Here is a 12,556-nt window from a genome sequence, read left to right as displayed (position 1 = left end):
TATATCCAAGTGACTATTGTACATAGATGAGGAGGAAGCTCCATGGCATTCCGTTTTGTGTTGGGAAGAGCGGGCAGCGGAAAAAGCGAATACTGCCTGAGCAGTATTAAAGAGAAGCTGCTCGAAGCGCCAAGCGGACGTCCGCTTATTCTTCTGGTTCCCGAGCAGGCGACCTTTCAGGCTGAATATGCGTTGGCTTCGACTCCGGAGCTGGGCGGAACGCTGCGGGCTCAGGTGCTCAGCTTTCGAAGACTCGCCTGGCGGGTCATGCAGGAGGTCGGAGGGACTGCGAGACTGCCGATTGACGATACGGGGAAAAAACTGCTGCTGCACAAACTATTACATAAGCAACGCGACCGTCTAAAGCTATTTTCCGCCAGTGCGGATCAGATGGGCTTCATAGAGAAAATAAGCGATTTATTCAAGGAATTCAAACGGTATTGCATTACATCGGAAGGGTTGGAATCATTCTACAGAAGCTCGCCCGTTCACGATCAATCGTCTTCAATTAAGGATAAGCTGCATGATCTTCAGCTGCTGTACGGGGAATTCGAGCAGGAGCTGTCACGCACTTATTTGGACGGGGAAGATTTCCTGACGCTGCTTGCCGCCCAGCTGCCCAAGTCCGATTATGTTCGCGGCGCCGAATGCTGGATTGACGGCTTCCACGGGTTTACTCCGCAGGAGCTTGCGGTTGTTGAGAGCATGGTTGCTTCGTGCCGGGAAGTTACGATGACTTTGAATCTTGACCGTGAATATAGGCTTGGGGATATGCCTCACGAATTGGATTTGTTCCATCCGACGGCAAGAACTATGCTTCAGCTGCAGGAACGGCTCGACAAGCTGCATATTCCGGTTAGGGAAACGATTCTGCTGCAATGCGATCCCCCCGTAAGGTTTAAGGACAGCCCGATGCTGACGCATCTGGAAAAGGAGATGGATCAGCGGCTGAAGAAGCCATATCGTTCCGCTGGCAGCGCATCGAAAGAGAGGGACGGGGTCAAGCTGACGGCTGCGGTAAGCCGGAGAGCGGAAGTGGAAGGGACCGCGCGGGAGGTTTTGCGGCTCGTTCGAGAGAACAATCTCAGGTTCCGGGATATCACGGTGACGGTGCGAAATGCGGAAGCCTACGGCGAGCTGCTGTCGGCTACGTTCACCGATTTCGGCATCCCGCATTTTTTCGATCAAAAGCGGTCCGTCATGCACCATCCCGTAGTGGAGCTTATCCGTTCTTCGCTTGAGGTCATAGAGCGTTACTGGAAATACGATGCGGTGTTCCGCTGTGTGAAAACAGAGTTTTTCATCCCTCTGGAGCAGAAAGCAGACGGGATCCGTCTGGACAGGCATGCTATGGATCAGCTGGAGAATTATGTGCTTGCCTTTGGCATTCAAGGCTCGAAATGGTTCGATGGAAAGCCTTGGACCTACTCCTTGCGTTCGAGCTTGGAGCAGCCGGATGCAGCGGCCAGCGAGACGGAAGCGGCTTTTATACATAAAATGAACGTTTGCCGCAATAGTGTGGCACAACCGCTGTTCAAGCTTCAGGAATCGATGAGACGGGCCAAATCCGTCATGGATAAAGTAAAAGCATTATACGAGCTGCTAGTTGAGCTGCGCGTTCCGGACAGGCTCGAGAGCTGGAGCCAGCGGGCGATAAATGAAGGCAAGCCGGAAAAGGCGAGAGAACATGCGCAAGTATGGGATCGGGTTATCGATATGTTCGATCAATTGGTCGAGCTGATGGGAGACGAAGAGGTAACCACGGAGATGTTCGCAGGTCTTCTGGAAACCGGAATGGAGAGCATCAAGCTTGGATTAGTGCCCCCGTCGCTGGATCAGGTACTGATTGGAAGCATGGACCGTACCCGGTCCGGCAATGTAAAGCATGTGTTTGTGCTCGGAGTGAATGAAGGCGTGCTCCCTGCGAAGATGAAAGAGGACGGCGTGTTAAGCGAGCCGGAGCGGGAAACACTGACGGGCCTTGGATTGTCCATGGCTGAAGGGAGCCGGAGGAAGCTGCTGGACGAGCAGTTTTTGATTTACTGCGCATTTTGTACGCCTTCGGAATGCTTGTGGCTTAGTTATCCTCTCGCGGACGAGGAAGGGAAGTCATTGCTGCCATCCGATGTGATCCGGCATATGAAGCGCATGTTCCCAGAGATCAAGGAACGGCTCATGATGGCGGAGCCTTCAGCGGACATGTCCGCCACGGAGCAGCTTGGCTATATTGCGCGCCCCGAGAAAGCCATGTCGTACCTCGTAGTTCAGCTAAAGGGCTGGATGAAGGGAGAGACGATATCGTCCGTATGGTGGGACGTATACAATTGGTTTGTTCGTCAGCCCGGCTGGAGCGAGCGACTCAAGCAAATGCTGCAGGCGCTGACATTTACGAATGAAGCCATGCCTTTGACGCCGGATACAAGCCGGCAGCTGTATGGAGAGCATGTTCTGACGAGCGTCTCCAGAATGGAGCGGTTTGTAGCGTGTCCATTCTCCCAATTCGCATCACACGGCTTGCGGCTGCAGGAACGGCGTATTTTCCGCCTGCAGGCTCCCGATATCGGGCAGCTGTTTCACGCTGCGCTCAGCATGTTCGCCGAGCGTATAACCGAGGAAGGAGGCGACTGGGCGAATCTGACCGCCGATGATTATTTGGTCAAGGCGGGAAATGTTGTCGATTTGCTGGCGCCTAGACTGCAAAGCGAAATTTTGTTCAGCTCTCAGCGCTACTCGTACATTGCCCGCAAGCTGAAGCAGGTCATCGGGCGCTCGGCGCAAATGCTCGGAGAGCATGCCAAGCTAGGGCAGTTCGTGCCGGTGGGGCTCGAGATCGGTTTTGGGGCGGATCAGCCGATTCCTCCGCTTTCTTATATGCTTGAGAACGGCATCCGGATGGACGTCAGAGGGCGGATCGACCGGGTCGATCGTGCGGATACGGAGCAGGGGACGCTGCTGAGGGTCATCGATTACAAGTCAAGCCCGACGGCCCTGCAGCTGTCGGAGGTGTACTATGGCTTGTCGCTGCAGATGCTCACGTATCTGGATGTCATATTGACCCACGCCAACGAATGGTTAGGGACGGAGGCCAAGCCTGCAGGTGTCCTTTATTTCCATGTGCATAATCCATTGCTTCAGACGCAGAACCGGATTTCTGAGCAAAAAGCGGAGGAGGAGCTTCGCAAACGGTACAAAATGAGAGGCTTGATCCGTGCCGATGCGGAAACGGCCCGAATGATGGATACGACGCTTGTGAAATCGAGCGGTCATTCCCAGCTGATTCCCGCGGCCTTGAAGAACGACGGGAGCTTCTACAAATCGTCGTCCGTCGCGGACGACGCTCAGTGGGACGTGCTTCGAAGCTATGTGCGCAGGACGATTAAAGGCATAGGAACGGCAATGACAAGCGGCGATGTCGCAATCAAACCGTACCGTATGGGTACGGAAGCCGCATGTACTTTCTGCTCGTTCAAGCCGGTCTGTCAGTTCGATACGCAGTTTGAAGCCAACGAGCACAAGGTGCTGACGCCAGTCGGCAAGGAGCGGGCGTTGGAGATGATGAAGGAACGGGTTGAAGCGCTGCCTGCTCCCCAAGTGATTCCGTTCCGCCCTGCCAGATCGGCGGTCCAAGCTGGCAGAAAGCTGGAGCGAGCTGCTATTGAACAGAAAGAGGATACTACGGCAGAGCAGCTGACACTGTTCGATGAGCCGGACGGGAAATCGGGAGGTGAACCGGATGATCAACAAAATACCTAAGCCTGAGAATGCCTCGTGGACGGACGATCAATGGGATGCGATTACGATTCATGGCCACGACATGCTGGTCGCTGCGGCAGCAGGCTCGGGAAAAACGGCCGTCCTGGTGGAACGGATTATTCGGCGAATATCCGACGAGCAGGAGCCGGTGGATGTCGACAGGCTGCTCGTCGCTACGTTTACGAATGCCGCTGCAGCGGAAATGAGACACCGGATTAGCGAAGCGCTGGAAAAAGCATTGGAGCTTCATCCCGGGTCAGACCATATCCGCAGACAGCTTGCATTGATCGGCAGAGCGTCTATTACGACGCTGCACTCCTTTTGTCTGGAAGTGATCCAAACGCACTATCAGACCATTGCTTTGGATCCGGGGTTCCGTATCGCCAACGAAACGGAGAGCGAGCTTATGCGCCAGGACCTGATCGAGGAGCTGTTCGAGGAACAGTATGGCGCTGCGGAGGAAGGCGGAGATTTTTGGCGGCTGGTGGACGGTTTCAGCGGCGAAAAGAGCGACGATGTGCTGTACCGGCTGGTGCAGCGGCTCTACGACGAATCCCGAAGCCATCCGCGTCCGGCCGCATGGCTGCGTGAAATGGCCGCCATGTTCGACAGGAGCCCGGATGATCCGAACCCTTGGCTGCCCAGCTTGCTGGCATCCGTTCAGCTGGAGCTGGAAGGCATTGCCTCCATTCTGAGGGAAGCCGTACGAGTGGCCGAGCAGCCTGGAGGCCCTGCCCCTTACCTTCAAAACCTGCAGGATGATATCGAAGCCGTGAACTATCTGCAGCAGGTGGCAGGCTATTCGTGGGAGCACCTATACGAGTCGTTTCAAGGAGCTTCCTTCGGAAAGCTGAAGCCGTGCAAGGGAGATCAATACGATAAAGAGCTGCAGGAGCAGGTGAAGGAGCTGAGAAGCCGTGCGAAGGATCAGCTGTCCGACCTGACGGAGGAGCTGTTTGCTCGCACACCCCAGCAGTACGACGAAGAGCTGCGGCAAATGGCTCCGGTAATGAAGACGCTGGTGGAGCTTGTCATTGAATTCGGCCGAAGATACCAGGAAGCGAAGAAGGCCAAAGGCCTTGTCGATTTTGGCGATTTGGAGCACTATTGCCTGCAAATATTATCCACGGTAGATGAAGACGGCGATGCCATGATGCCGTCGCAGGCTGCGCTCGGCTACAGAGAGCGATTCGTTGAAGTACTGCTTGACGAATATCAGGATACAAACCGCGTTCAAGAGTCTATCGTAGCTCTGATCTCAAGGGAGGCGCCGGGCAACCGGTTTATGGTCGGTGACGTCAAGCAGAGCATTTACCGGTTCCGGTTAGCTGAACCCGGCTTGTTTCTTGGTAAATACAAGAGCTATCGGACCGAAGGCACAGAGCCTGGACAACGAATCGACCTCGCCCGTAATTTCCGGAGCCGGTTGTCGATAGTCCATGGGGTTAACTATATTTTCAAACAGCTGATGGGCGAAACAGTGGGGGAGATTTCTTATGACGACCGTGCCGAGCTGAAGTACGGTGCCGCTTATTATCCTGAATGGGACGTTCAGAGTAACGGTACGGAAGCGGCCGAGCTGATTTTAATTGACCGAACGGAGCAGGATACGCCGTATAGTCCGGAGGATGCCGACAAGGAAGGCGCAGCGCAAGATGCGTCGGGCGAAGAGGGCGAATCCGCGGACAAGCTCGACCCGGCTGCAGAAGCGCGCGAGCTGGAGACGGCGCAGCTGGAGGCGAGAGCTATTGCTGCACAAATCCATCAGCTGCTCGGAGCGGGAGGCACAGGCGCATTCCAAGTGTTCGATAAATCAACAGGCGGCAAAAGAGACATTACGTTCCGGGACATGGTTATTCTGCTCAGAGCTACTCAGCAGTGGTCCCCGGTGTTCATCGAAGAGCTGAAGCAGCAAGGAATTCCGGCATATGCCGAGCTGAACAGCGGTTACTTCTCTGCAACGGAAGTCGAGATGCTGTTATCGCTGCTCAAAATTATCGACAATCCGTATCAAGATATTCCGCTCGCCGCCGTCCTGCGCTCACCGCTCGTTCAGTTGACGACCGAGCAGCTGGCGCAAATCCGGATTACAGGCAAGCATGGTGCTTTTTATGACGCCGTAAGGGCTTACATAGGTACGCACAGAAACGAACAGGAGCATGAAAAGACGACGCTGGCAAGCGATGATTATGAGCCGGCGGAAGCGGAAACGGAAACGGAAACAGTCGAGATCCAGGAAGCCTGGAAGGAAGTCGCTGCAGGAATTGATGATGTTGTCGGAGTGAGCCGGGTTTCTGAAGGAAACGTTCTTGAATCGGCCCTCGATGAGGACTTACTGCAAAAGCTGCAGCTGTTTATGCGCAGACTCCGCTCCTGGAGGGAAGCTGCCCAGCAAGGCACATTATCCGAACTGATTTGGAATATATACAGCGAAACCGGAATTTACGATTTTGTCGGAGGCTTGCCCGGAGGGCAGCAGCGCCAGACTAATTTGCGCGCATTGTATGACCGGGCGAGACAATATGAGGCGACGTCATTCCGCGGGCTGTTCCGTTTTCTCCGGTTTGTCGAGCGGATGAAAGACAGCGGTGGCGACTTGGGGACTGCGCGCGCGCTAGGTGAGCAGGAAGACGTTGTTCGCATCATGTCGATACATAAAAGTAAAGGACTGGAATTTCCGGTCGTATTCGTCGCAGGGATGGCGAAGCGGTTCAATCAGCGTGATTTGACCGATGCGTTTATGGTTCATAAAGATTTGGGTTTCGGTCCGAAGCTGATGGATGCGGATGCGAGAATCAGCTATCCTACGCTGCCGTGGCTTGCGATCCGCCGCAAAATGCGGATGGAAATGCTGGCCGAGGAAATGCGCGTGCTCTATGTTGCATTGACCAGAGCACGGGAGAAGCTGTATCTGCTTGCTACGGTGAAAGGATCGGACAAGCTGATCCAGAGCTGGTCGCGTTTAGCGGAGCATGAGGATATGCTGATGCCGGACGATACTGTTGCCAAGGCGCGGTCTTACTTGGACTGGCTTGGACCTGCTTTGATACGGCATCCGGATGGTCATGCGCTGCGTGAAGATGCCGCTGCTGCATACCGGAGGCCGGAATGGCTGCTCGATGAGCCTTCCCGATGGGAGATCCGCTGGGTTCGTCCTGAGGCGTTCACCGCGATGGCCGAGGCGGCCGCCGTCTACGAGGTTTCGGCAGAGAGGATGCAGTCGGTACTCAGGCTGGAGACTGTCGATGGCGAAACGGGGGAGGGAGGACCGTTCGAATCCTCCGTATGGAACAAGCTGTCATGGACGTATTCGAATGAGCAGGCGTCCACACTGCTTTCCAAAACGTCGGTCACCGAGCTGAAACGGATGTCGGAGCACCATAAGCTGCTGGAGCTTGTGTCTGACGAGCCTTTGGAGCCGGTTCTGTTGGAAACGCAGGAGCGGAAAAAAGGATTTCGCCCGGCCATCGTCCGCCGTCCGAGATTCATGGAGCAGACGAAGCTGAGCGCTGCGGAACGCGGAACCGTATTTCACTCGGTGATGCAGCATATGCCGGTCCATTTCGAGCCAACTGTTCATGAGGTGAAAGAAACTTTGGCGAATATGGTCCGCAAGGAATTGTTGACGGATGCACAAAGCGAAGTAATCGATGCCGAAGTCATTGTATCCTTTTTCCGGAGCCCGCTGGGACAAAGATTGCTGAAGTCTGCGGCAGTTCACCGTGAAGTGCCTTTCAGCTATGGGCTTCCCGCAAGGGAAGTTTACGGGAATACGGATCCGGCCGTTTCGGAGGAGACGATCCTGCTGCAAGGGGTTATCGACTGCCTGTTCGAAGAGCAGGACGGGCTGGTGCTGCTGGATTATAAGACCGACCAGCTGAAGGGCGGAGGAACGGCTGCACTGCAAGCCGTGAGGGAAAGGTATCAGCTGCAGCTCGATTTGTATGCTCAGGCGGTTTCTAGAATATGGAAAAAACCGGTATTGGCTAAATACATTTTTTTATTTGACGGTGCTCATATATTGGAGCTGTAGCCGGAAAGGCATTTTCAAAAGAATAAATGAAATTTTGAGAGATGAGCTTGATATAGAAGGAGTCAAGAGAGGAGGAACTGAATCCATGCGGATATTGCATACCGCGGACTGGCATTTCGGCCGGACGCTGGAAGGAAGAAGCCGGATGGCCGAGCAGGAGGCGTTCGTGGAGGAGCTGGTTCGGATGGTGAACGATCAGCATATTGACCTCGTGCTCCTTGCAGGGGATGTCTATGATTCGGTCAATCCTCCGGCTGCGGCGGAGCAGCTTTTTTACGACGCGCTTGCCCGGTTGGCCGATAACGGCAAGAGACCGGTGGCGGTCATAGCGGGGAACCATGACCATCCCGACCGGCTGGCGGCGGCTGCGCCGCTGGCGCAAAAGCTCGGAGTCCGGCTGGCAGGTCTGCCGGAGGACCGGCATGAAATCATCCCCATAGCAAGAACGGGGGAGCAAGCTTGTTTGTTTTCGCTGCCGTATCCGTCTGAATCGCGCTTAAAAGAGCTGTTGACGGATCACGTTGAGGAAGAGCTGCTGCGGGTTGCTTACTCGGACCGCGTCAAATTTATCGCTTCGCAGCAGGCGAAGCATTTCAGCCTACATACTGTCAATTTGCTGATGAGCCATATTTACGTGCTGGGTGGGGCGGAGAGCGAATCGGAGCGGCCGATTCAAGTAGGCGGCGCTTATACGGTCGATACGGAGGCATTGGCGGTAGGAGCGCAGTACGTTGCCTTGGGCCACTTGCATCGCCCCCAAACGATAAAATCTTCCTCGCTGATGAGGTACAGCGGGTCACCGCTTGCCTACAGCTTCTCTGAAGCGGGACAAGCCAAGTCGGTGACGGTGCTGGATGTTGGCCCGGGAGAGGTGCCGAAGCTGGAGGAACTGTTCTTGTCGAGCGGCCGCCCGTTGGTCAAGTGGAAAGCGGCCGGCGGCTTAACGGAAATTCATCAATGGCTTGCGGATGGCAAAGATGCCGGAGCCTGGATCGATTTGGAAGTACATATGTCGGAAGCGATGTCGACGGAGCAAATCCATATGCTGCGCAAAGCGCATGAAGGCATCGTCAACATCCGGCCCATTTATCCGGAAATGGAAGCGGCCGCGGCTTCCGCTGTTTCAATGAACAGCATGCCGATGGACGAGCTGTTCCGCCGCTATTATGCGCGGCAAACCGGAGGCGCGGAGCCGGAAGCGGAGCTTGTCCGGTTGTTTATGGAGCTGTTGGAGGCGTAGCCGGAAATTGACATACGATTGGAATTGCATCATATGCATGGAAAGGGGGATGGCTTGCCATGAGGCCGATTTATTTGCAAATGGCCGGGCTTCAAAGCTATAGAGAGCTTCAAGAGATTGATTTCACAGCATTATGCGATGCCGGCGTATTCGGTATTTTCGGACAGACAGGCAGCGGCAAATCGACGATTCTCGATGCGGTGACGCTGGCGTTGTTCGGCAAAGTGGAACGTGCCGCCAACGGTACGCAGGGCATAATGAACCATGCCGAGAACACGTTGTCGGTATCGTTTACTTTCGAGCTGGGTCATGCGTCCGGCGCGCAGCGTTACCGCGTGGACAGGCAGTTCAAGCGCGGAGGCGATGTGTCGGTCAACAACACGGTAAGCCGTTTGATTCGATATCAGGACGGAGAGACCGTAGTCCTCGCGGATAAGGCGGGTGAAGTGAACCAGCAGGTCCAGGATGTATTGGGCCTGTCGATGCAGGACTTCACCCGGGCGGTTGTGCTGCCGCAAGGAAAGTTTGCGGAGTTTCTCGCCTTGAAGGGCAGCGAGCGCAGGCAAATGCTGCAGCGGCTGTTCCATCTGGAGCCGTACGGAGATCAGCTGAGCGCCAAAACCGCCGTCCGCTTCAAGGAAACGGACGTGGCGATCAAAGAGCTGCAGGCCGAGCAGCAAGGGCTCGGCGACGCTTCGCAGCAGGCGCTGGACGCCGCGGCGGCCGCGCTTGCGGATGCGGCGCAAGCCTCGCTGCAGCTGCGGGCGCAGCTTGCCGCGTGCGAGACCCGCGCCGCCGAGCAGCGCCGCATCCGCGAGCTGCAGCAGGCGCTCGCGGCCGCGCGGGAGCAGCTCGCGCAGCACGAGGCCCGCGCGCCGCAGGTGCGGGCGCTGCAAGCGCAGCTCGCCCGCGCGGCGCAGGCCGAGCTGGCGCGGCCGTACGCGCAGCAGCTCGCGCAGGCGCAGGCGCGGCAAGCCCGCGAGCGCAGCGCCTTGGGCGGCGCCGAAGCTGCGCTTGCGAGGGCGCAGGCCGCGCTTGCCGCGGCGCAAGCGGCGCACAAGCAAGCGCGCGATGCGCTGGCTGCGCAGGAGGCGCCGCTGCTGCTGCGGCTCGACAAGCTGCAGCAGGCGCAAGCGCTGGCAGCGGAGCTGGCGCAGCAGCGCGGAGCGGCAAGCCGGCTCGCGCAGCAGACGGAGCAGGCGGCCGGCCAGCTCGCGGCCGCGCGGGAGCAGCTGCAGCGTGAGCAGGAGCTGCGAGACAAAGCCGTCAAGCGCCAGGCGGAGCTTAAGGCGGAGCTGAAGCTGGCGGAGGTGCCGAGCGCCGAGAGAGACCGGCTGCAGGAAGCGCTGCAGGAGAAACGGGCGATCGAGCAATGGCGCCGCCAGCTGGAGGAGCAGCGTGCCGAGCTGGAGAAGCACGGCAAGGAGCTGCAAGCGCTCGAGCGCGAGGAGGGCGCGGTGCAGGAGCGGGAGAAGCAGTGGGGGCAATGGCTGGCCGGCTGGCTCCAGGAAGCGGCACAGGCGTATGCCGAGGCGAAGGAGCAGGAAGCCAAGCTTGGCAGGGTGCTTGCCGCTATACCCGCTTGGATCGCGGAACATAAGGCAAAGGGGCGCGAAGCGGAACGGAGAGCGATGGCGGCTGCCTTGGCCTCGCAGCTGGAAGCGGGGGACCGCTGTCCGGTATGCGGAGCTACGGAGCATCCCGGGCTGTTCACGCTGCATGAGCACGAAGCTTCGCTGCAAACCGAAGGCGATGCGGCGATGGCACGTCTGGAGGAGCAGCAGCTTAGGGCAAGGCAGCAGCAGCTGTCGGCAAGCCAATTGCTGCTCAGCTTGAACGGGATCGTGCAGCAATGGAAGCCGGTGCTTCCCCAGCTGCAGCATAACGATTCTCTCGCCGAAGCGGCGGCAGCCGTACAAGCTTGGGAGCAGACGAACGATAGCGTCGCAGGCGGCGTTGTCCGTACTGCGATAGATGAGCTGCTCGGAGAGGCGGAGCTGTTGACCGTGCTGCAGTCGGTCGAAGACGAGCTGCTGCAGCTCAGCAGACGATATCTAGCGATGCAAAAGCGGCAGCAGGAGCTTCTGCAGCTGCGCGGGCAGATCGACCGTACGATGGCGGAGCAGCAATCCCGCCGGCAAACCTTACATACATTCATCGCGTCAGCGAAAGAGAAGACCGACCGACTGAAAGAGACCGTCGCCGCGCAAACGGACGAATGGAACCGGAAGTTTGCTGGCGTTGATTTTGACCGTGTCGAAGCGGCGGCAGAGCAGCTGAGGCTTCAGCAGCAAAAAGCGGACGACCTTCGCGAACGGTTGGACAAGAGCGTTACTTTTATAGAAGAAAAGCTGAGCCTGATAGGGCAAGTCCAGGAGAAGCTGAACGAATTCGACCGGCAAACGGTCCAGCTGCAAACCGAATGGAAGCATTTGCAGCAGCAGGTGTCGGAAAAAGCGGATCGGCTGAAGGATTGGGCCGGAGAAGAAGAGGTCGGTCCTCAATTAATCCGCGTGTCGAACCAATTGGAGCAGCTGCGGGGAGCCAATGAGAAGACGAAGCTCGATTACGAGCAGGCACAGTTATCCGGCCAGGAAGCGGCAGCAGCGATGGCGGCAGCCTCTCAAGCGGTTCAGACCGCAATGGAGCAGGCGGCCAACGCAGAGAAGGAGTGGGACGCGCAAGCCAAGCTATACGGCTTCTTGAAGCCGGAAGACGTAGAAGCGGCGAGGATTGCCGATGCGCTGAGGCAGACTTGGGCTGAAGAGGTCGAGGCTTACGGCAAGCTGGAGCATCAGCTTAACGTGCAGGTGCGGCAGCTGTCCGAACAGCTTGGCGACCGCATGGTTACGGACGCTGAATGGGCGCAGCTGGAGGAAGAGCTGGCTGAATGCAAGAAGCGCGACGATGCGGCTTTGCAGGCCAAGGCAAAAGCCGAGCGCGATTGGGAGTCGCTGCAGGAGAAGCATGCACGGTGGACCGAGCTGGAAACGAAGCGAACAGCCCGCCAAAACGAGCTTACGCTGCTCAGCAAGCTGCAGTCGGTGCTGCGCGGCAACGCGTTCGTGGAATTTTTGGCCGAGGAGCAGCTGATGCAGGTAAGCCGCGCAGCGTCTGAACGGTTAGGTCAGCTGACCCGCCAGAAGTACGCCATCGAGGTGGATTCGGCCGGGGGCTTCATTATCCGCGACGATTCGAACGGCGGCGTCAAGAGGCCCGTTACTACGCTTTCGGGAGGAGAAACGTTCCTGACTTCCTTGTCGCTGGCGTTGGCTTTATCGGCGCAAATCCAGCTGAAAGGACAGTATCCTCTAGAATTTTTCTTCCTGGATGAAGGGTTCGGTACTCTCGATCAGGACTTGCTGGAGACGGTTATCGTTGCGCTGGAAAAGCTCCATATGGATAAGCTCACGGTCGGGGTAATAAGCCATGTGCCGGAGCTGAGGGCCCGTTTGCCGAGAAGGCTGGTTGTGCTTCCTGCCGAGCCAGGCGGAAAGGGCAGCAGAGTGTTCCTTGAGACGTTATAAAGC

General features: G+C 57.2%; 4 protein-coding genes. All 4 read left to right on the top strand.

What is annotated here, in order from left to right; all coding sequences use genetic code 11:
• Nucleotides 1–42 precede the first annotated feature (42 nt).
• Nucleotides 43–3,753, top strand: a complete 3,711-nt coding sequence (gene addB / locus DVH26_RS26180; protein WP_239627076.1) for a helicase-exonuclease AddAB subunit AddB — start codon at nucleotides 43–45, stop codon at nucleotides 3,751–3,753.
• Nucleotides 3,734–7,786, top strand: coding sequence for a helicase-exonuclease AddAB subunit AddA (gene addA, locus DVH26_RS26175; RefSeq protein WP_239627074.1), 4,053 nt, complete (start codon nucleotides 3,734–3,736; stop codon nucleotides 7,784–7,786). Before addB ends, addA begins: the two co-directional genes overlap by 20 nt.
• A gap of 85 nt (nucleotides 7,787–7,871) precedes the next feature.
• Nucleotides 7,872–9,026, top strand: coding sequence for an exonuclease SbcCD subunit D (locus tag DVH26_RS26170; RefSeq protein WP_239627072.1), 1,155 nt, complete (start codon nucleotides 7,872–7,874; stop codon nucleotides 9,024–9,026).
• 59 nt (nucleotides 9,027–9,085) lie between these two features.
• Nucleotides 9,086–12,553 (top strand): AAA family ATPase, encoded by a 3,468-nt coding sequence (locus DVH26_RS26165; RefSeq protein ID WP_239627070.1) that lies wholly within the window; start codon nucleotides 9,086–9,088, stop codon nucleotides 12,551–12,553.
• Nucleotides 12,554–12,556 lie beyond the last annotated feature (3 nt).

It is taken from the genome of Paenibacillus sp. H1-7, from assembly GCF_022354825.1.
Classification (GTDB): domain Bacteria; phylum Bacillota; class Bacilli; order Paenibacillales; family NBRC-103111; genus Paenibacillus_S.
This window is presented reverse-complemented; position numbering and strand designations above follow the sequence as displayed.